At 73.6% G+C, this 20,400-nt stretch carries 17 protein-coding genes and 4 pseudogenes; 13 read left to right on the top strand and 8 right to left on the bottom strand.

Features of this window, described 5'->3' with window-relative positions; genetic code table 11:
- Positions 1-148 precede the first annotated feature (148 nt).
- Positions 149-1,671, top strand: a pseudogene (locus ABEB13_RS16255) (glycoside hydrolase family 18 protein).
- Between the two features lie 322 nt (positions 1,672-1,993).
- Positions 1,994-3,256, top strand: a complete 1,263-nt coding sequence (locus tag ABEB13_RS16250) for a glycosyltransferase 87 family protein (protein ID WP_345706089.1) — start codon at positions 1,994-1,996, stop codon at positions 3,254-3,256.
- 109 nt (positions 3,257-3,365) lie between these two features.
- On the opposite strand, the gene ABEB13_RS16245 is transcribed toward ABEB13_RS16250, so the two are convergent.
- Positions 3,366-3,782 (bottom strand): SsgA family sporulation/cell division regulator, encoded by a 417-nt coding sequence (locus tag ABEB13_RS16245; protein ID WP_345706088.1) that lies wholly within the window; start codon positions 3,780-3,782, stop codon positions 3,366-3,368.
- Positions 3,783-4,046: 264 nt separating this feature from the next.
- On the opposite strand from ABEB13_RS16245, the pseudogene ABEB13_RS16240 reads away from it, so the two are divergent.
- From ABEB13_RS16240 to ABEB13_RS16230, 3 genes and pseudogenes are all read left to right on the top strand, one after another.
- Positions 4,047-4,181, top strand: a pseudogene (locus ABEB13_RS16240) (DUF2510 domain-containing protein); the annotation flags it as partial.
- Between the two features lie 1,746 nt (positions 4,182-5,927).
- Entirely contained in the window at positions 5,928-6,323 is a 396-nt protein-coding gene (locus ABEB13_RS16235; protein WP_345710009.1) for an RDD family protein, read from the top strand.
- Between the two features lie 403 nt (positions 6,324-6,726).
- Complete coding sequence (locus ABEB13_RS16230; protein WP_345706087.1) at positions 6,727-7,032, top strand: RDD family protein; 306 nt, start codon at positions 6,727-6,729, stop codon at positions 7,030-7,032.
- 186 nt (positions 7,033-7,218) lie between these two features.
- Here the strand turns inward: ABEB13_RS16230 and ABEB13_RS16225 are convergent, their stop codons facing one another.
- Positions 7,219-7,515, bottom strand: a complete 297-nt coding sequence (locus tag ABEB13_RS16225; protein WP_345706086.1) for a hypothetical protein — start codon at positions 7,513-7,515, stop codon at positions 7,219-7,221.
- 254 nt (positions 7,516-7,769) lie between these two features.
- Here ABEB13_RS16225 and ABEB13_RS16220 point away from each other — a divergent pair.
- The 6 genes and pseudogenes from ABEB13_RS16220 to ABEB13_RS16195 all read left to right on the top strand — a co-directional run bounded on the left by ABEB13_RS16220 (position 7,770) and on the right by ABEB13_RS16195 (position 12,838).
- Positions 7,770-8,446: pseudogene (locus tag ABEB13_RS16220) on the top strand (endonuclease V).
- Positions 8,447-8,568: 122 nt separating this feature from the next.
- Complete coding sequence (locus ABEB13_RS16215; RefSeq protein ID WP_345706085.1) at positions 8,569-9,102, top strand: hypothetical protein; 534 nt, start codon at positions 8,569-8,571, stop codon at positions 9,100-9,102.
- Positions 9,103-9,181: 79 nt separating this feature from the next.
- A complete protein-coding gene (locus tag ABEB13_RS16210; protein WP_345706084.1) occupies positions 9,182-10,540 on the top strand; it encodes a PPE domain-containing protein in 1,359 nt (452 codons plus the stop codon).
- Between the two features lie 113 nt (positions 10,541-10,653).
- On the top strand, positions 10,654-12,060 hold the full coding sequence (gene mycP, locus ABEB13_RS16205; protein WP_345706083.1) for a type VII secretion-associated serine protease mycosin: 1,407 nt from the start codon (positions 10,654-10,656) through the stop codon (positions 12,058-12,060).
- Positions 12,061-12,161: 101 nt separating this feature from the next.
- Positions 12,162-12,365 carry a hypothetical protein gene (locus tag ABEB13_RS16200; protein ID WP_100890004.1) on the top strand — a complete coding sequence of 68 codons (204 nt, stop codon included), beginning with the start codon at positions 12,162-12,164 and terminating at the stop codon, positions 12,363-12,365.
- A 26-nt stretch (positions 12,366-12,391) separates the two neighbouring features.
- Positions 12,392-12,838 carry an HIT family protein gene (locus tag ABEB13_RS16195; protein ID WP_345706082.1) on the top strand — a complete coding sequence of 149 codons (447 nt, stop codon included), beginning with the start codon at positions 12,392-12,394 and terminating at the stop codon, positions 12,836-12,838.
- A gap of 31 nt (positions 12,839-12,869) precedes the next feature.
- Here the strand turns inward: ABEB13_RS16195 and ABEB13_RS16190 are convergent, their stop codons facing one another.
- Positions 12,870-13,367: a GNAT family N-acetyltransferase gene (locus ABEB13_RS16190; RefSeq protein WP_345706081.1), complete on the bottom strand. Its 498-nt coding sequence runs from the start codon at positions 13,365-13,367 to the stop codon at positions 12,870-12,872.
- Positions 13,368-13,655: 288 nt separating this feature from the next.
- On the opposite strand from ABEB13_RS16190, the gene ABEB13_RS16185 reads away from it, so the two are divergent.
- Positions 13,656-14,060 carry a DinB family protein gene (locus ABEB13_RS16185; RefSeq protein WP_345706080.1) on the top strand — a complete coding sequence of 135 codons (405 nt, stop codon included), beginning with the start codon at positions 13,656-13,658 and terminating at the stop codon, positions 14,058-14,060.
- A 74-nt stretch (positions 14,061-14,134) separates the two neighbouring features.
- On the opposite strand, the gene ABEB13_RS16180 is transcribed toward ABEB13_RS16185, so the two are convergent.
- From ABEB13_RS16180 to ABEB13_RS16170, 3 genes are all read right to left on the bottom strand, one after another.
- Positions 14,135-15,238, bottom strand: coding sequence for a DUF2332 domain-containing protein (locus tag ABEB13_RS16180; protein WP_345706079.1), 1,104 nt, complete (start codon positions 15,236-15,238; stop codon positions 14,135-14,137).
- A gap of 107 nt (positions 15,239-15,345) precedes the next feature.
- Entirely contained in the window at positions 15,346-15,768 is a 423-nt protein-coding gene (locus tag ABEB13_RS16175) for a hypothetical protein (RefSeq protein WP_345706078.1), read from the bottom strand.
- Between the two features lie 570 nt (positions 15,769-16,338).
- A complete protein-coding gene (locus ABEB13_RS16170; RefSeq protein ID WP_345706077.1) occupies positions 16,339-16,803 on the bottom strand; it encodes a hypothetical protein in 465 nt (154 codons plus the stop codon).
- A gap of 315 nt (positions 16,804-17,118) precedes the next feature.
- Between ABEB13_RS16170 and ABEB13_RS16165 the strand changes: the two genes are divergently transcribed.
- Positions 17,119-18,192 carry a hypothetical protein gene (locus tag ABEB13_RS16165; RefSeq protein WP_345706076.1) on the top strand — a complete coding sequence of 358 codons (1,074 nt, stop codon included), beginning with the start codon at positions 17,119-17,121 and terminating at the stop codon, positions 18,190-18,192.
- Between the two features lie 122 nt (positions 18,193-18,314).
- Here ABEB13_RS16165 and ABEB13_RS16160 read toward each other — a convergent pair whose 3' ends face one another.
- Positions 18,315-18,905: an isochorismatase family protein gene (locus tag ABEB13_RS16160; RefSeq protein WP_345706075.1), complete on the bottom strand. Its 591-nt coding sequence runs from the start codon at positions 18,903-18,905 to the stop codon at positions 18,315-18,317.
- 143 nt (positions 18,906-19,048) lie between these two features.
- Positions 19,049-20,370 (bottom strand): annotated as a pseudogene (locus ABEB13_RS16155) (nicotinate phosphoribosyltransferase).
- Positions 20,371-20,400: the final 30 nt, after the last annotated feature.

Below are 20,400 nucleotides of genomic sequence, written 5' to 3'. Positions count from 1 at the left end.
TCCGGCGGTCTGTCTTAAGCGCGCCCTAAGAGAGCCGTACGCGTCTCTGAGCTGGGGATTTCTCCCCTGCGCGGCCCGCTAGCGTCGGCGTCGCCCGGGTCGCCAGGACCTGGACAGCCCCACCTCATCCCAGCGGAGGTACGCCGACATGCCGAGCCACCAGACCCGAAGCCGCGGACACCGCCGCAGCAGCAAGGGCAAGATCATCGGCTCTGCGGTGGTCGCCACGGCGATCGCCGGGGGCGGCATCGCGTTCCTCGCCTCCACCGCCGGTGCGGCCTCGCTGGGCGCCGTCTACAGCCGCACCAGCGTCTGGGAGACCGGCTACACCGGCCAGTACGTGGTCACCAACCCGGCGTCCGCGACGATCGACGACTGGACGCTCAGCTTCGACCTGCCGGCCGGCGCGAAGATCTCCTCGCTCTGGAACGCCGGCTTCACCGCCTCGGGCCAGCACGTCACGGTCAAGCCCCAGGCGTGGAACAAGACCATCGAGCCGGGCAAGACGGTGAACGTCGGCTTCGTGGTGCAGGGCTCCGGCGGGGCGCAGTCCGAGCCCGCCCACTGCCTGATCAACAACCTCTCCTGCGCCACCGGCACCGGGCCGACCCCCACCCCGACCGGACGGCCCACCACCGCGGCCCCGACCCCGACGGCCACCGCCACGCCCACGGCCAAGCCGACCGCGACCGCCACGACGAAGCCCACCGCCTCGCCGACGCCCACCGCGACCGTGCCGCCCGCGCCGGCCGGCAGCGCGCCGTTCGCCCCGTACGTCGACACCTCGCTCTACCCGGCGTTCGACCTGGTCGGCACCGCCAAGGCGAGCGGCGTGAAGAACTACACCCTCGCGTTCGTCGTCTCCGGCGGAGGCTGCACCCCAAGTGGGGCGGCGTGAGCGACCTGGCCACCGACGCCGTGGCCGCCCAGATCGGCGCCCTGCGCGCCGCCGGCGGTGATGTCCGGGTCTCGTTCGGCGGCGCCAACGGAAGCGAGCTCGCCACCGCCTGCACCTCCGCCGCCGACCTGACCGCCGCCTACCAGAAGGCCGTCGACGCCTACGGCCTCACCAAGATCGACTTCGACATCGAGGGCGGGGCGATCGCCGACTCCGCCGCCAACACCCGCCGCGACCAGGCGATCGCCCAGCTCCAGAAGAACGCCGCGGCCAAGGGCCGCACGCTCGACGTGTCCTTCACCCTGCCGGCGCTGCCCAGCGGCCTCACCCAGGACGGCATCAACCTGGTCGCCGGCGCCAAGAGCGGCGGTGTGCAGATCGGCGCCGTCAACATCATGGCGATGGACTTCGGCGACGGCGTCGCCCCCAACCCGCAGGGCCGCATGGGCACCTACGCGATCGACGCCGCGACCGCCACCCAGGCCCAGGTCAAGAGCGTCCTCGGCCTGGGCGACGCCGCCGCCTGGGCGAAGGTCGCCGTCACCCCGATGATCGGCGTCAACGACGTCAGCACCGAGGTCTTCACCGTCGCCGACGCCGGCCAGCTCGCCGACTTCGCGAAGAGCAAGCACCTCGCCTGGCTCGCCATGTGGTCCGGCACCCGCGACAAGGCCTGCCCCGGCGGCGCCAAGACGTACGCCGACGCCACCTGCAGCAGCATCGACCAGCAGCCGCTGGCCTTCACCCGGGCCCTGGGCGCCTACGCCGGCTGACCGCCGCATCCTGTCCTACTGCCGCCGCACCCCGGAGCCCCGTGCCCCGGGGGTGCCGCGTCTTCCGCTCCGGGTTGCTGCGGGCCCTACGTCCCAGCAGGTCGGGCCGCCGGGCCGGTGGCGTCACGGACCAGGTCCGGTAGTGTCGCTAGCTGGTTCACCGGCAGATGGAGCGGACAGTGACAACGGTACGAGAGGCGGGCCGGGCGCCGCAGCGGCAGCCCGAGCAGACCCCTGCCCCGGACCGGTGGTACCGCTCCGTGCCGGACACGGCCCGGGCGGCCCGCGCGGCAGTACAGGCCGCCCCCGGCGCCCGCTGGCCGTGGCGAGCGCCGTGGCCCTGGTGTCGCTGATCGCCTATGCGACCGTCCGGCACTTCGTCGGCACCTCCATGGTCGACATGGTCGTCTACCGGGCCGAGGGCTCCGCCGTCGCCCACGGCCGGGACCTCTACGCGCTGCGGGTCACCGAGTGGAAGCTGCCCGCCACCTATCCGCCGTTCGCCGCGATGCTCTTCGTCCCGACCACCTGGTTCGGTCTCGGCTTCCTCCGGGTGGCCATCACCGCCGGGAACGTCGTCCTGCTCGGCGTCCTCGCCCACCTGTCGTTCCGCCTGGTCGACTGGCCCCGCCGGGACCTCCGCCCGATCGGTGTCGTCCTCGTCGCAGGGCTCGGCGTCTGGCTCGAACCGGTCTTCACCACCCTGCGGTACGGGCAGATCAACCTCGCCCTGGCCTGCCTGATCCTCTGGGACCTCAACCGGCCCGACGGGCGCCGCTCCAAGGGCATCGCCATCGGCATCGCCGCCGGCATCAAGCTCACCCCGGGCCTGTTCGCCGTCTACCTGCTGATCACCGGCCGGGTGCGCGCCGCGTTCGTCGCCGGGCTGACCTTCCTCGCCACCTTCGCGGTCGGCGCCGCCGTGCTGCCCGGCGCGACCTGGGGCTTCTGGACGAAGTACCTCTACGACTCGTCCCGGGTCGGCAAGACCGAGATCGTCGACAACCAGTCCGTCCGCGGGGCCGTCGCCCGGCTGCTGCACACCGCCGACCCCGGCACCCTCGCCACGCTGGCCGGCGCGGTCGTCGCCGTCGCCGGCCTCGCCACCGCCGCCTGGGCCCACCGCAGCGCCCGCTGGCTGCCGCGCGGCGAGGCCTGGGGCGTCTGCTGCGCGGCCGTCACCGCCGTCCTGATCTCGCCGATCAGCTGGACCCACCACTGGGTGTGGTGCGTGCCGATGCTCGTCCTGCTCGCCGCCGAGGCCGCGCACGAGCGGTCCCGTCCCGCATCGGTGCGACGGCTGCGCTGGCGGCCGATCCTCGCCCTGACCCTGCTCGCCTTCCTGTCCTTCTCGATGTGGATCGTGCCGCACAAGGGCGACCTCGACCAGCACCTGCCGGCGCTGCACCAGGTACCCGCCGCGGTGTATCCGCTCACCGGCACGGCCTTCCTCGCGGTCGCGGCGTTCCGGGTCGCGGCCCGCCGGCGGGCGGCCGGGGAACCTCTCGTCCGGCTGCCTCAGCAGCGGCCCGGCGCCCGGCCGGAGAGCCCGCGATCGCAGGACGACCGCCAGCCCGTCGGCTGAGCGCCGCCCGGGTACGGGCGAGCGCTGTCCGCACCGGGGTGAGAGCCGCCCGCACAGGGGTGAGCGTTTACGCCAGGGCGCCGCATCACCCGTACGAGTAGCGTCCCGCTCACGCCAAGAGCTCTGCGAGGCAGTGGTCCATGTCGAGGGCGGCGAGCTCCCCGCCCGGTGGCACCAGCCGGTGCGCACGCTCCAGCCAGCCCGCCACCGCCGCCAGCGGCGCCTCCAGCAGCGCGTCCCCGGCAGGCGAGCTCAGGGCCAGACAGAGCAGGCTGCGCCGGCCCGCCCTCGTCGGCCAGATCCGCACGTCCCCCTGGCCGCACGGCCGGAAGGTCCCCTCCACCAACAGATCCCGGCCGAAGACCCAGGTCACGGGCGTGCCGGTGTCCAGGTGGAAGGTGATGTGGACGGCGAAGGGATCGTGACTCCCGTACGACAGCCGCGCGGGGACCGGCACGCTCCGCTCCGGTGACAGCACGAGCTCCATGCCCAGCTCCAGCTCGACGACGCTCGGCGACTGCTCCATGACCGGTTCCTCTCCAGCTCTCGTCCAGGTCCTCTGTTCGACCCTTCGGAGGAGGAGAGCCCGCGGTTGGGCCGTTCTTACACGCTTTTGCGCACTCTTTCGAAAACGGTCAGTTCCGGAGAACTCCCGGGCCCCCCGACAGGGACGTACTACCCTTTGTGACTGTCCGGCGACTGTCCGCCTGTGCTCCGGTCCCGCTGCGGGCCCGGTACGAGTGCGGGCGCGGGTACCAGCGGCGCCGGCCCGGGACAAAGGAAGAACCGAATGACGGACCGGCCCAACGGTGGCGGCGCGGACACGGCCGTCGGTCCCATGCCGGGCTACTACCCGGACCCGTCCATCCCGGGCTTCGTCCGCTACTGGGGCGGCACCGCCTGGGTCCCCGGCACCACCAGGCCCGCCCCGGCGGAGGGCGAGATCCTGGAGCCGCCGCGTTTCGTCGGACGGCACGCCCCGCACGTCGTGCCGCCGAGCGCCGCTCCGCCACCGGCGTCGGCCTCCCCGACACCGCACGGGCAGGAGCAGGCGCAGGAGCAGGTACGGGGGCAGGAGCAGGACGGCCGGGAGCAGGGCCAGAACGGTCGGGGGAGGCGCCGCTGCCGCCGTCGAGTGCCGGTGCGGCCCCGCCGGTGGTTCCGGGACGGGGGCGTCCGCCGGGGCCGGTGGGTCGGGACATGCCCGACTGGCCCTCGCTGCCGCTGTCGGGCCCGGAGGCCCGGACCGGCCCCATCTACTTCGACGAGACCTCGGCCGGCGCCACCTTCCGGATGGAACCGCAGCAGGACCTCGAACTGCGCCCGCGCGCCGTCCTCGCCCAGCTCCCGTCCGAGGCCGCGGTGCTGGAGCCCGTACGGTCGCCGTGGGACCGGCCGTCGTCCGGCCCGTCGCCCGCGTCTGCGTCGCCGGCCGCGTCAGCCGCCGACGAGGCCGGGGCACCGGCGGGGCCGAGCGCCGTCGACGCGCCCGCCGACGGTCCTGCCGTTCGGCCGGCCGATCGTCCTGCTGCGCTGTCGACCGGTCTGCCGGCCGCGGGGCAGCTCGGCTCGGGGCTGCCGCCGGCCGGGACTCCGCAGAAGCCGGAGGCGCCCGATGGGTGCGATGGGCCCGAAGGGCCGGGGTGCCGCAGAGGCCGGACGGGTCTGCGGAGGGCGCTGGGAGGGGAGCGGCCGAGAAGTCCGGCTGGCAGGCCGACCCGGCGGCCCAGCGCGGCCTGCTGGAGACCGGTTCCGCTCCGCGCTGGGTGTCGTGGGGCGTGCTCCCGTCGGAGGCCGACCACGATGCGGCCGTCCCCGCGGACTTCTCCGCCCCACCGTCCTTCCCCGCGCCCGCTCCGGTGCGGGCACCCCGGACGGACCGGGACGGAGGAGCGCAGCGCGAGCGACGGGCGGCCGCCCGTGCGGTGCCGGCAGCCGCTTCCCCGGCGGCTCCGAAGGCCCCTGCAGCGGCTGCAGCGTCGACCACGGACACCGCGCCGGCTTCCGAGGCGACGCCCGCGCACGTCCCCGCCCCGGCCCGGCTGCCCGCCCCGACGACGCCCACCCCTCTGCCGGAGCCCACCGCCGCGGCCGATGCCGGTGCGGTACAGGAACCCAGCAGGATCGTGGGGAGGGCGGGCGAGAAGGCGGGGTCCGTGCCCGCACCGGGCGGCAGTGCGCAGCAGCAGGCCGCGGTGCCGTCGGTGTCTGCGGAGACCCGCCGGACACCGGCACCGGCTGCACCGGCTGCACCGGCAGCCCCGGCAGCCCCGGTCCGGGACGGCGGGGTGCCCGCTCGCTCCGGTGCTCATGCGGCGCCCGCATCGGCGCAGGCCCCGGTCCCGCCACCGCAGGCTGTCCCGGCTCCGGCTCCGGTCCCGCGGGCTGTCCCGGTCCCGGCTCCGGTGCCTCCGCCGGCCTCGGCGGCCGGGGCGGGATCGAGGGCTGCGGCGCCGAAGGCGGGCACCCGCGGGCCCGCGGCGCCGCCCCTCCAGACGGCCGGCCTCGGCCGGCGGTTGGCCGCGCGGATCGTCGACACCCTGGTGGTCGCCGTGGTGGCGGTCGCCGCCGGTGTGCCGCTGGCGGCGTCCGCCGTCGCACACATCCAGGACAAGCTGGACCAGGCCCGGGCCGCTTCCTCGCGGCCGGCCACGAGGTCCAGGTCCTGCTGGTGGACGGGGTCGTGCTCGGCAAGGCCGGTGTTCTGGTGGGTGTGCTGGTCGTGCTCGGGCTGCTGTACGAGGTGCTCCCGACGTCCCGGACGGGGCAGACCTTCGGCAAGCGGCTGGCACGGGTGCGGGTGGTCGACGCCCGGGCAGTCGGCACCGGCCGCAGCGCGAAGGGTGGAAAGCCTGCGAACGGTGCGTCGGAGAAGCGGCGCCGTCGGGGTGCGGCAGCGGGGGCGGTGCAGCGTCAGACGCCGCCGTTCGGACGGGCCCTCGTCCGATGGGCCGTCGGGCAGGTCGCGGTCCTGGTGCCGATCGGACTGCTCTGGCCGCTGCTCGATCGCAGGGCCCGTCGTGGCTGGCACGACCGTGCCGCGCGCACCCGTGTGGTGAAGGCCTGAGCGCCGTTCTGTCGGGCCGGTGAGCCCGGCGCGGCGCCGGTGCGACAGCAGGCCAAAACAGTCCGAATGTCCAGAGTTTGCCTGATTTGCGATGTTCTACTCGGGTCATGAGCACCTATGACCCCCGGGCCCCGCGGGCCAGGAGCCGGAGGGCGGCGACAAGCCCTCCTTCGACAAGCAGCCCCCGAACGGGGGGACGCCGTCGGGTGCGCCGTCCGACCCGTACGGTGCACCTCCGCCGCCGCCCGCCGGCGGCAGCCCGTACGACAGCCCGGCCGGTCCGGACGCTCCCGCCGGCTACGACGCCACCTACGGCGCGCCGCCGCCCCAGTACGGCGCGCCCCCGCCGCCCCCGCGGCACGATGCCCCGCCGACGGCACCCGGCGCGGGTCCCGTCCCCGGCATGCCGGCGCTCGGCAGCTGGCCGAGCCGGATCGTCGCGACGGTCATGGACTTCGTGCTGGTGGAGATCGTCGCGGCGCTCCTGGTCCTCCCGTTCGCCAGCCTCACCGAGCAGGACGGCTGGGTCGGCGCGACCTGGCTCGGCTACCTGCTCTTCCTGGTGTACCAGGGAGTGATGCTCAGCCGGGACGGCCAGACGCTGGGCAAGAAGGTGATGAAGGTCCGGGTCGCGATGCTGATCGACGGCAGCCCCCGAGCCCGTCGGCGGCCTGGACCAGGGCGGCCACGTTCATCGTCCCCGCGCTGATCTGCTGCGGCGGCCTCTGGTGGCCGATCGACGGACTGTTCGGCGTCTTCGACAAGCCGTACCGGCAGTGCATCCACGACAAGGCCGCCAAGACCGTCGTGGTGTCGACCGTCTGACGTGGCAGGCTGAGGCAGGAAGACCGGAGCGGCCGGGTGTGCGTCAGTGCCCGGCCGGTCCGAAGCCGCGTCAGCCCTGGTGGGCCAACTCGGGCTGCTGGCCGATGCTCTGGGGCTGGTCGCGGGCCTGCTCCCGATCCTGCGGCTGCGACTGCCGCCGGGTCGACGCCGCGTCGGCCGAAGCCGTGCGATGGGCCGACACGGTGACGAGCAGCGCGGTGGTGAGCGTCCCGAGGGCGATGGCGAAGGCCACCAGCACCGCGACCTCCAGCACGCCGGTCGAGCCCGATACGGCCAGCAGCGCCACGGTGGCGACGACGACGGTGAGAGTCCCTGTGCTGAGCTGGGCGAGGGTCGGTCGCGACATGGCGGTCAGTCCTTCACACAGGTGTCGGGTGTCCGGTCGGCGGAGCGTCAGGCCGGAGCTCCTCCGAAAGCTTTTTACCCAGGGTCGAGGCCCGGTACGTCAAGCCTAACCGGGCATATGCAGGGCACGAGGGGCGCACGGGCTCACGGGAAGCAGCCCGGGATGCCACTGCGCTGCGCCCCTCCTCGCACGCGCCAGGTACGGTGATCGCCAGAACACCGTCAAATCATCAGCAGCGGTGCCACGGGGGAGATGTGAGCGTACCGGCCGACTGGCCCACCGACGAGAGCACGGCCTTGGCCGAACAGCAGCGCCTGCGACCGCTGGTCTCCGCGACCGGCCCCGCCCCGGCCGCCGGCGCCCTGGTCGCCGGGGTCGACGTCGCCTACGACGACGAGCGCGACGTGGTCGCGGCCGCGGCCGTCCTGCTCGACTACACGACGCTCGAAGTCGTCGAACAGGCCACCGCCGTCGGCCCGGTCGCCTTCCCCTACCTCCCCGGCCTGCTCGCGTTCCGGGAAATCCCCGCCGTCCTCGAAGCGTTGGACGGCCTGACCGTCGAGCCCGACCTCGTGGTGTGCGACGGCTACGGCCTCGCCCACCCGCGCCGCCTCGGCCTGGCCAGCCACCTCGGCGTGCGGACCGGGCTGCGCACGATCGGCGTCGCCAAGAACCCCTTCACCTTCACCTACGGACTCCCCGGCGCCGAACGCGGTTCGTGGACCCCCTGGTCGACGCGGGCGAGGAGGTCGGCAGGGCCGTCCGGACCAGGCAGGGCGTCAAGCCGGTCTTCGTCTCGGTCGGCCATCGCATAGGGCTGGACGAGGCGGTGGCCGCCACCCTCGCCCTCACCCCCTCCTTCCGTCTGCCCGAAACCACGCGCCGCGCCGACACCCTCTGCCGCCAGGCACTCGCCGCCGCCGTCAGGTGACGGTCGATCAGCACTGCTGTGCGCAGGCCCCTGAAGGCGCGGGCGGGTCGGGACGGCCGGGCGTGAGGGGGTGGTTCTGGCGCGGAGTGCCATGTGTTAGACATAAGGGTTGGACCTGAGATATGGGCGTGGTGACGTACGGGGGAGGCACGACAGACGTGAGCACGGGGAGCGGTTCGAGCGGCGGCTCCGGCGCCGGCTACCGCGTTGAAGTGGACAGCCTGCGCGCCTTCGCGTCGCAGGTACGGGGACTGCTGAGCGAGTTCGAGGCCTCGGCCGGCGGCACCAAGGTGCACGGCCAGAGCGGCGTGGGCCGCTCGGCCTTCGGGACGTTCGCAGAGGCGGAGGCGCTGCACTCCAAGTACGAGGAGATGCGCGATCGCCTCCGGACCGTGCTGAATGGCCTTCAGGACGCCATCGAGGAAGCACAGCGCAAGGCGGAGGCGACCGCCAACAACTACGAGGAGCACGAGCACGAGACGACCCGCACGCTGCAGGTCGATTCGAGCGACGGCTGGTCCGTCGGCGGCAGCCCGCCGGTGACCACTGCCTCCCTCCGGTCGAACTCCGTCCGCGCGGCGAACCCGATCGGTCCCAAGGGCCCGGCCGGTGGCAGCTCGCCGGCCGGCGGCGGCGACCCGCAACCGTCATGGTGACCTCGCACGTCCCTTTCAGGGGCGATCAGTTGAGGTTTGAAGGCAGCAGTACCGGCACGGACAGGGGAGGCGTCCGACCATGAGCGACGCAGGCGGCATCACCAACTTCAACAGCTTCAGCCACGGTCAGATGCGCTCCATGGTCGAGGGCATGGACTCGGGCAGCGTCATGGCGGCGAGCGACCCTTGGCGGAGGGCCTCCGACAGCCTGAAGCAGATCCGGACCGCGCTCAACACTGCCTCGGCCGACGCCACTTCCTCATGGGAGGGCACCACCAGTGACGCCTTCTACACGAAGATGTCAGGCCTGGCCAACTCGGTGAACAGTGCAGCGTCCTACGCCAATGACGCCGCCGTGGCGATGCAGATGATGGCCGAGGCGATCGACGCGGCCAAGCAGGACATGCCCGAAGAGCCCAGTTTCCTGGACAAGTTGGGTGACGGGATCAGCGATGCGGCGAAGTCGACCGTCGGCGTGACCGACGAGGACACCCGCACCACCGTCACGGAGGAGAAGAAGGCCCAGGCGGTCGCGGTCATGCAGACGCTGTCGCTCAAGTACCGGGCGGCCACGCAGTTCCTCAAGCCGCCGCCGGCCGGATTCATTGATGAGGACTACCGGGACCTGCCGGCATCGGATTCCGGCGGCGCAAGCGCCTTGGCGGGGCTCATCATGGGCGGTGGCATGGGGTTTGCCAGCGCCCAGGGTTCGACTGGCGCTTCGTCTTCGACCCGGGCATCAGCGCAGTCGCCAAGGCAGACCAGCGTCACGTCGCCCAAGGTCTCGCCCGCACCGAAGACCGACTCGGGCATCACCGGAGGCACTGCCAATCCGGCACCCAACCCCAAGGCGCCGAGTGGATCGGCCACCGGGATCGACGGCATCGCCGGTGGCGGCCGGGCCGGTGGGTCCGCAGGCGCTGGCGGTCCGGGCGGCACAGGTGTCATCTCGGGCGGCGGTTCGGGGCGCGGTGGCTCCGGTCTCAGTGGCACCGGGACCTTCGACGGCTTGCCGATCGGCGGTTCCGCCGGAGGCTCCGGCGCCGGCCGTGGTGCAGGCGGCGGACTCGGCTCGGGAACCACCGGGCGTGGCGGCAGCGCCTTCGGAAGTTCCGGCATGGGAGAGTCCGGTGCGGCGGGCGGTGGCCGCGGCGCCGGAGGCCGCTCGGGAAGCCTGACCCGTCGCGGCGGAGGCGTCGTCGGCGAGGCCGGCGAGGGCGGCTCCCGGCGGGGCGCCTTCACCGAGGGCGGCTCGGGACTCGGCCGCGGACGCGGTGGAAGCGGCCAGGGCGCAGCAGGCCAGGGCCACGGGATGCCGGGGGCCGGGCAGGCCGGCAAGAAGGACAAGAAGAAGGGCAAGGACCGCCCCGACTACCTGGTCGAGGACGAGGAGACCTGGGTGTCGGGGGATCACGTCAACCCGAACGTGGTGGAATGATTCCGGCTCCAGGGCCGACAGCTGATCGGCCGCCCGCACCGGAGCGACGGTGCGGGCGGCCAACGACGAGTGGGGTGACGAAGGCTTTGACGACCAGCCGACCGATGCGCGGTATGGCCGTGCTGGCCACCGGAGCCATCATCTGGGGCGTGGGAGCAGGACCAGCCGCTGCCGACAGCATCCGTGATAACCAGTGGGCGTTGAAGAACTATCACGCTGTCACGGACGTCTGGCCTGTCAGCCAGGGCGCGGACGTCATCGTTGCCGTGATCGACAGCGGTGTTACTGCCGATCACCAGGACCTCGTCGGTTCGGTGCTCTCCGGTGCTGACTTCAGTGGTGACAAGACCGACGGCCATGTTGACAGCGACGGCCACGGCACGGCCATGGCCGGCATCATCGCTGCCCACGGGCATGGCAACGGTGACCAGGAGGGCATCAGCGGTCTTGCGCCGAAGGCGAAGATTCTGCCGATCAAGGTCGGCCTTGCGCGGATGGCCGAAGGCGGAGGTTCAGCCGCCGGTGTGCCGGACGCGATTCGCTATGCGGTGGACCATGGCGCGAAGGTCATCAACATGTCCTTTGGTGCCGATGCCAGTGCCGAGTCCCGCGCGGCGGTGAACTACGCCGTCTCCAAGGACGTCGTGCTCGTGGCCGGCTCTGGCAATGACGCGAACTTCGAGGCCAAGGTTGCTTACCCAGCGGCCTTCCCCGGCGTGGTTGCCGTTGGCGCGGTTGATCAGCAGGGAACCGTCTGGGACAAGTCGAACCGGGGGCCGCAGGTCACCCTGGTGGCGCCGGGCGTCGATATCGCTTCGACCAGCCGCAAATCGACAACGGCCTATGGAATGGCGAACGGCACCTCCGACGCCACCGCCTACGTGTCGGCGATCGCGGCTCTCGTCCGCTCCAAGTACCCGGACCTCTCGGCCGGGCAGGTCATCAACCGGATGATCAAGTCGGCGGTGGCGCCGCCCGACAAGTCGGCTGTCCCGAACGACCGGTACGGCTACGGCATCGCTTCTCCGCGCGAGGCCCTCAAGGCGAATCCGGCGGTGGACAACGGGCCCAGGGAGAATCCGCTGCTCGGCCGCGCCGAATCCGGTTCGGGTGACGGCGCTCCGTCGGCGGCGGCTCCGTCGCAGCCGGGCAGTGGCGACGCCGCGAAGCCGGGGCAGGTGGCGAACACCGGCAAGGACGACAGCGGGACGCCCGGCTACGTCTTCGTGATCGCGGGGCTCGTCGCCCTGCTGGTGATCGTCGGAGTCGTGATCGTCATCGTCAGGCGGTCGCGCGGGAACGGCAGCGGCGGCCCGGGCGGACCCGGTGGGGGCGGGGGCGGCGGGTTCGTGCCGCCGGGACCGCCGCCGTACGGGCCGGGGGCGCAGCACTTCCCGCCGCAGCAGCCGCCCTACGCCGGCCAGGTGCCGCAGCCGCAGGGGTCGGTTTACGGCGCCCCGCAGGGGTACCCGCAGCCGCCGGGCGGCACCGGCGGGGGCGGCGGCAACGCGTACCGCTGACCGTCGGCTGACACGCTCACGGACGGCGCAGTATGCGCCGCCCGCCGGGGCCCTTCGGGTAGGGATGGCTCGTCCGTCCCCGACCTGAAGGGCCCTTCGCCATGCTGAAGAAGTTCGCGTCCGTCGTCCTGCTCGCCGCTGCCGCGAGCGCGTTCTCCTGTCCGGCGCCCGCCTTCGCGGACGGGCCGAAGACGCCGGAGGAGGCCGCGATCTGCGCGCAGCTGCTGGCCTGGGCGATGCCCACCGGGCTCACCCCGACGTCGATCGACGCGGTCTGCACCGTGAAGAACAACAGCAACGGCTGAGAGGTCACGGCCGTAGGCTCGCGCGTATGGATGACTGTTGGACGTGCGTCCGGACGGCCGAGTCGGCGGTGCTGCCGCCCCGTGAGCTGATCGACGGCGACGAGCACTGGCGGGCGGCGCACGCGTTCGGGTCCGCCCTGCCGGGTTGGCTCGTGCTGGTGCCGCGCCGCCATGTCACATCGATCGCCGACCTCACGGAGGAGGAGGCGGCGGGCCTGGGCGGCTGGCAGGTGCGGCTGTCGCGGGCGCTCGCCGAGGTGACGGGGTGCGCGAAGACGTACGTGGCGCAGTTCGCGGAGCGGGAGGGCTTCGCGCATGTGCACTTCCACATCGTGCCGCGTCTGCCCGAGTTGCCCGAACACCTGCGGGGGCCGAAGGTGTTCGGGCTGCTCGGCGTCGCGGGTGGCGAGGAGGTCGGGGCGGCCGAGGCGGACGCCGTCGCGCTGCGGCTGCGGGCGGCGCTGCGCCGGTGAGCGGAGCCCGGCCGGTGCGCGCCGGGGGCGCTCAGGCCGGGGCGAGATCCTTGGCCAGCCAGAGTTCGGCGTAGGGGTCGTCGCCGTAGGGAGCGGTGGGCCGGTAGCCGAGCCGCGTGTAGAGCGCGATGGCCTCGGTGAGGTCCTTGCGGGTGTTGAGCAGCATCCGGCGGGCGCCGGTGGCGCGGGCGGCGTCCTCGGCGGCGGTGACCAGCCGGCGGCCCGCCCCGCCTCGGCGGGCGGGACCGGCGACGTACACCCGGGTGAGTTCGGCGGTGCCCGGCGCCGGCAGGCGGACGCCGACGCAGCCGACCGGGAGCTGTCCGTCGCGGGCGACGAGCAGGAAGCCGCGGCTGCCGCGCAGGTCGTCGCCGTCACCGAGTACGTGGGTGACCTCGGCCGGTTCGGCGGGCCGTCCGTAGTAGCGGCTGATCAGCTCGTCCAGGTAGGCGCGCAGCAGAGCGTCCGCGTCCGGGTGGTCGACCGGGGTCGGAGTCACGGTCCAGGTGTCGGGGGTGGGACTGGTCATGGGGTGGATTCTGCGCCGCCCGGTGGTGGGGGCGCCACGCAATTGGGCGCGGACCCCTGGCGGGTGAGCGCCCGCTCCCGGAGCCGCCGATTGGCAGGATCTCGGCGACGGTCGGCCTTTGCGCCCCTGGTGTCCGCGGGCCGGCTGCGGGCATCCTGGGCGCATGATCACTCCTGACACCAAGGACTGGACCTGGGTCCTCGAACGGTCCTGCGACGACTGCGGCCTCGACACCCCGGCGGTGGTCCGCGAGGACGTCGCCGGCATGGTGCGTGCCAACGCCGCGTCGTGGGTCGCGATTCTGGGGGTGACCCCGAGGAGCTGGCCCGCCGTCCGAAGCCGGACGTGTGGTCCGTCCTGGAGTACGGCTGCCATGTCCGGGACGTCTTCCGGCTGTTCGACATCCGGCTGGCGCTGATGCTCACCGAGGACGGCCCGGACTTCGCCAACTGGGATCAGGACGCGACGGCGCTCGCGGAGCGCTACGCGGAGCAGGACCCGGCCCTGGTGGCCGCCGAACTGGATGCCGCCGCAGAGCAGTTGGCGTCCGCCTTCGAGCAGGTCGAGGGCGTCGGCTGGCAGCGCACCGGGAACCGCAGTGACGGCGCCAGGTTCACGGTCGAGACCTTTGCCCAGTACCTGATCCACGACCCGGTCCACCACCTGTACGACGTCACCGGCGTCCGGATCTGAGTCCGGCGGGACGGAATCACCCAAGGTCCGGGTCCTGGGCCGAGCGCCCAGGACCCCGGGCCCGTCGGTGCGTTCTACGGTCCGTCGGTGCCCTCCGGCCCGGCCGCCCGGGCCGGGTCCGCCGCCCAGGCCGGAAGTCCGTGCGGGAAGGCCTCGGCGAGCAGCCGGACGGGGCCGGCGCCGTCCCGCGCCGCGAGCATGAAGCGGTGCTGCCCGGCGACCCGCCGCGGCTCGAAGGCGAGATGGAGGAAGGGCGCCTCGGGAGTCGCGGCGGCGGCGAGCCGGGCCAGTTCGGCCTCCACCCTGTCCCACTCGGGGGTCGGCACGTACTGGCGCATCACCGAGTGCCACACCACGGTCAGCGCCCCCGGCGCGACCTCCACGGACTGCAGGAAGTCGGCCGCGCCGACGGTGTCCACCCGGGTCGGGAGGCCGGCCGCGAGCCGCAGTGCGCCGTCCAGCCGTGCGGTGCGGGCGGGTTGGTCGGGCCAGACGTAGGCGCGCAGCGCGAGCGAGCCGTCGGCCGAGCGCGGGTCGATCGGGCTGAGGTCGCAGCCGCGCCGTTCGGTGAACTCCATTGGCGCGGCGTGGGCCGGCAGCCAGTCCGGGGCCGGGCTGCGCCAGGCGTCGGTGAGCCGTACCGGGGAGTCCTCGGGGCCGTAGACGTATCCGGCGGAGCCGCAGTGGAAGCGGTCCGCGAGCAGGTTCAGTCCGGCGCTCGATCCGAGCTCGAAGAGCCTTACGGGCAGCCGTCGTTCGCCGAGGGTGTGCAGGAGGCCTGCGATCAGGAGGTTGGCCCGGCCGACCTCGTTGGTCTGCGGTGGGCGGGTGAGCCAGTCCCGGACCCAGGGGAGGTTGTCGGCGACGGCGGCCCGGAAGGCGGGCCAGGCGGCGTCGGGCCGGTCCGGGTCGAACGTGCCGCCGGCGCCGGGGTAGTGGGCGGCGAGGGCCGGTGCCCGGCCGGTCAGGACGAGGGCGTGGACCCCGCCGAGCAGGCGCAGCGCGACGGCCTGCGGGCCGGGGGCGTCCTCGTGCCCGGCGACGGCGGCCGCGCACGGCCCGCCGTCGCGGACGTCCTGGGCGGCCCGGCGCAGCAGGGCGGCGTACAGTGGGGAGCCGAGTTCGGCGCAGGCGGTGGCCTGCAGACCGAACATGGCGGCGGTGTGCTCGATGGACACGCGGGTTCTCCGTCCGGTCGACTGGAGATCATCATTCGCCTGCCGACGGTCGCCCGGCAGCAGCCGGGCGGGTGATCCCGATCACCGGAGGCGCGGGGTGCGGCGGGTCACCACTCCTGCGGCATCCGCTGCAGTGCGTGCCGGAGTTGGCCGGCCACACTGGCCCGCTCCGCCCCGACCGTGTCGGCGATCTCCGGTGCGGCCAGGCCGACCACGTAGTGCAGGATGGCGAGATCCTCGTCGGCGGGCGCCGGACGGTGGACGACCGCGGGCTCGGCGTGCGGCCGGTCGCAGGCGGCGACGGTGCCGCGGAGGATCTGCCAGGCGATCGCGGTCGGGTTGGGGCTGCCCAGCACTTCGGGCCAGACGTCCGCGAGGTCCCGCAGGGCCCGGTCGACCACCCGTCGGGCCCTGACCGGATCCTGGATCCAGACCCGCGCGTAGCTCAGGTAGCGGGGCCGGTGGAGCTCGCAGAAGGCGGTGAACTCCAGTGGCATGGCCGCGAGTCCGTCGTCGGTGTCGTCGTCCACGGCAGGGTGGGCCGGTGCCGCGGATGGGACATGACGATCGGTCACATCGGCCTCTCGATCTGGTTGCGACGGAAGGAGCGCCCAGTGCTCACTCTAGGCCCTCGCGCGGCTGCTTTGGGTGACAAGTCTGCTGAGATGCGCGGAACGGTCCTTAATCGGACGAGATTTGACGATCGCTCAGCACGTGGGGCCGGGCCGATGCAGCAGAGAGGCTATCGCACCTGGTCAGGGAGGGTGGAACGACGGTGGTGGGGGCGGGGGCGATGTACCACCCCGGGGCGCGTGGCGAGCCGGTCGCAACCCCGGGAGCTCCCCGATCCGGCCGGAGGGCCACGTCCGGGTGGTGGCGGCCGCCGTCCTCCGTCCGTCACCCCTGAGTGTCCCTGCCAGGCAGGCAAGTAGGGGGCAGGCGGGCGGGATCCCCGTTCGCGGCCGCCCTGCGGCCAGGAGTTCGCGTGCTGCCCCGCGGCGCCCGGGCCTGCCCGCCCGGGTGCCGCTCGGAGTCCGCGGTGCCTGCTGCGCGGTCCGCAGATCGGGGCGCTGCCGGCTGTCCGCCCCGGGGTCGGGGCGTCAGCCGTCGGCGGGCCGGTGTCCGGGTCTGCTGCCGACCCCGGCAACGGCGGCGGCCGCCGCACCGGCGGCTGCGGCCGCGGCCGCAGCCGCGGCGACGGGTGCGGCGGCCTCCCGGCGGGACTGCTCGGGGATCGGCGCCGCCCGGCCGCTGTGGCCGACCTCCTCGACGGCTTCGCGGGCCGCGAGGTAGGCCTGGACGGCGGCGATGCCGTAAACCGGCTGGATGAGCTGGTGGCCCTTGAAGAACGGGCGGGCCGGGGCGAACCCGGCCGCGACGACCAGGTCGCGGATCTCTGCTATCTCGGCTTCCGTGCGCGCGGTGAAGCGGACCTCCCAGCCCTTCTTGTAGGTGTGGCCGTCGTCGCTGTTGCGACGGGCGAGGTCGGGCCGCCGGACATAGCCGGGCAGGCGGCCGAGGCGCAGCTGTGCGGCGCGCAGGCCGGAGATCTCGTCACGTGGCATGAGCCGATGGTAGGCAATCCGGGGGGACGGGGGTGGCCGGGGGTGGTGCTTCACCGTATGGCCTTGGTCACTCTCGGTCAGAATCCGCTGATCATGGAGCTGGGGGCGGAGCCGGGACCCGATGTACCGATTCGATGAAAAGCGGATCGTCATGACCCAAGTCCGATCTAATCCGGCATCCGAGTGAACGTCCTATACGTCGAATGGGTGAGGGTATGGGGACTTTAGTGCGGAGCAGTCCCGTTTTGGCGACGGTTGCGTAACAGGTCGTCAGGTCGGGCGTGCGGTGCCGGGGTCGGTGGGGAAGGTGTCGGCATGACCTACCGGATCCCTTCCCAGTCCTCGTCCCTGGAAGAGTTGGCGAGGCGTCAGCAGAACGTCGTCACCGCCGGCCAGCTGCGGGCGCGCGGGGTGCCAGCCCGGATTGTCACCGAGCACTGCCGCCGCGGCGGCCCCTGGCAGCGGTTGCTGCCGAAGGTGTTCCTGTTGCAGGACGGCGAGCCCACGCCGGAGCAGCGGATGTGGGCGGCGCTTCTCTACGCGGCCCAGGACGACCGGGCGCAGGCGGTCCGTGACGGGGGCGCCCGCGACGGCGGCCACCCCGACGGGGCCGTCCGCGACGGTGCGGTGATCACCGGCGCCGCCGCGCTCGCCCTCTACGGTTTCGCCTCGGTGCCGCGGCTGCCGGCGGTGGTCGGCGTCGAGGTGCTGGTGCCCCGGCAGCGGCGGCTGCGGGACGCCGGTGACGTCCGGATCCGCCGGACCCGGCGCACCGTGGTGGCGCGCTCGGTGCACGGGCTGGCCTGCGCGCCGGTGGCGCGCGCCGTCGCCGACGCCGTCCGGGAGTGGACGGACACCCGCGCGTTCGAGTCGGGGGCGATCCGCCCGGCGTTGCTGCGGGCGATGTTCCGGGAGGCGGTCACCCGCGCCGAGGACGGCTGCACGCTGCGCGAGCTGGTCGGCGAGCTCGGCGACTCCGGGCTGCTCGGTGAGGCCAGGGTCCGTGCCGCCGTCGACGAACTGCTCGCCGCCGAAAGGGAGTCGGTCCTCGGCCGGATCGGCGACCTGGTCGACGAGTGGCTGCTGCCCGTCCCGCTGGCCGGCCCCGAGCTGCGGATGCGCGGCGGCACGTACGTGGCCGTGCCGGACCTGTACTGGCCCGCCGTCGGGGTGGCGGTGGCGGTCGACTCCGACCTGCGCTGTGTCAGCGAGGGCGAGGAGGCGTGGGTGCGCGGGGAGCAGCACCGGATGGAATACCTGGGGGTGCGCGTGGTGTACGTCTCCGGGGACCGGGTGGCCGAGGAGCCGGACGCGGTCGGCGGCGAGCTGCGGGAGGCCTTCCGGGCGGGCGGCACGGACATGGTCGAGCTGGTGGTCACCGAGCGCTGATCCGGGGCGCGGAGGCCCGGCACGGGCCGCCCACCGGGCCGCACCACCCGCACCCCCGTCCCGTCCGGGCCGGTGCCGCCCCGGACCGGCGTCGGATGCCGCCCGTCCGGGCCGGTGGCCGGTCAGCCGCGGAGTACCGGGCTCCCGGTCAACTGCACGCCGGCCGAGTCGAGTTCGAGGAGGGCGGCCTCGGTGCTGGCGGCCGCCACGCCGGCCGTCAGGTCGAGCAGGACGCGGGTGGCGAAGCCCTCGCGGGCGGCGTCCAGGGCGGTCGCCCGGACACAGTGGTCGGTGGCGATGCCGACCACGTCCACCTCGGTCACCTCGCGCCGGCGCAGCCAGCCGGCCAGCGTCTCGCCGTTCTCGTTGACGCCTTCGAAGCCGCTGTAGGCGGCCGCGTAGGCGCCCTTGTCGAAGACCGCCTCGATCGCTCCGGAGGTGACCGACGGCGCGAAGTTGGGGTGGAAGCCGACGCCCTCCGTGCCGGCCACGCAGTGCACCGGCCAGGACCGGTGGTAGTCCGGCTCGGCGGCGAAGTGCGAGCCCGGGTCCACGTGGTGGTCGCGGGTGGCGACGATGTGGGTGTAGCCGGGGCCGGCGTCGGCGATCAGATCGGTGATCGCGGCGGCCACTTCGGCGCCGCCGCCGACGGGCAGGCTGCCGCCCTCGCAGAAGTCGTTCTGCACGTCGACGACGATCAGGGCCCGGTGCATGGCTGGCTTCTCTCACTTCTGGGAACCGATGGGGGACCGATCGAGGGTCCGCGGCCGGGATGCGCGACGCGGGATCGGGCGGTGCGGGGTGTCGACTGACGACTGTAGGCAGTGCCGCGCACCGGCGGAAGGGCCGGTGGGCGTCAGTCCGCGGCGGGGCGGGCGGTCTCGGTGACGATGACCGGCTCGCCCTTGGAGAGCTGGGTGGCCGAGAGCGGCAGCGAGGCGCGGGCGCGCAGGTGGCGCTCGCGCGCCGCGTCCAGCGACTCGCGCCCCACGATCTCGCCGGCCCGGACGAGCGGCACGTGCAGCAGGTGCCGCTCCAGCTCCGCGGGGACGGGGCCGGTGCCGACCACCTCCGCCTCGGCGATGCCGTCCGCGTCGGGCCGCCGGGCCGCCCACTTGCGGCCGCCGACACTGCTCTTGCCGCCGGCCGAGCGCTTGGCGACCGGGACGAGCGGACCGCCCGGCACCGACTCGCGGGCGACCAGCTTGTAGACCATGGCGCAGGTCGGGTGCCCGCTGCCGGTCACCAGGCTGGTGCCGACGCCGTACCCGTCCACGGGTGCGGCCGCCAGGGCGGCGATGGCGTACTCGTCGAGGTCCGAGGTCACGATGATCTTCGTCTTGTGGGCGCCGAGGTCGTCCAGCTGGCGACGCACCCGGTGGGCGAGCAGCGTGAGGTCGCCCGAGTCGATCCGGACGGCGCCCAGGGTCGGCCCGGCGACCTCGACGGCGGTGCGCACGGCCTCGGCGAGGTCGTAGGTGTCCACCAGCAGGGTGGTGCCGCGGCCCATGGAGTCGATCTGGGCGGTGAAGGCGTCCCGCTCGGTGTCGTGCAGCAGGGTGAAGGCGTGGGCGGCGGTGCCGGTGGTCGGGATCCCGAAGGCGAAGCCCGCCTCCAGGTCGGAGGTGGCGCTGAATCCCGCGATGTAGGCGGCGCGTGCCGCCGCGACCGCGGCGCCCTCGTGGGCGCGCCGGGCGCCCATCTCGATCACCGGGCGGTCGCCGGCCGCGGCGGTCATCCGGGAGGCGGCGGCGGCGATCGCCGAGTCGTGGTTGAGGATCGACAGGATCACCGTCTCCAGGATCACCGCCTCGGCGAAGGTGCCCTCGACGGTGAGCAGCGGCGAGCCGGGGAAGTAGACCTCGCCCTCCGGGTAGCCGTGGATGTCGCCGGTGAAGCGGTAGTCGGCCAGGTGGCGCAGGGTCGCGTCGTCGACCACGTTCCGGTCGGCCAGCCAGTCCAGCTGGGGGTGGTGAACCGGAAGTCGGCCACCGCGTCGAGCACCCGGCCGGTGCCCGCGACCACGCCGTAGCGCCGGCCGTCGGGCAGGCGGCGGGTGAACACCTCGAAGACCGAGCGGCGGTGCGCGGCGCCGCTGCGCAGGGCGGCCTGCAGCATGGTGAGCTCGTAGCGATCGGTGAGCAGCGCAGTGGAGCGGTGCGCGGTGATGGCGTCCATGGAGATGATGCTACTACCCCTTAGCGTCAC

This window comes from Kitasatospora paranensis, assembly GCF_039544005.1.
GTDB lineage: Bacteria > Actinomycetota > Actinomycetes > Streptomycetales > Streptomycetaceae > Kitasatospora > Kitasatospora paranensis.
This window is presented reverse-complemented; position numbering and strand designations above follow the sequence as displayed.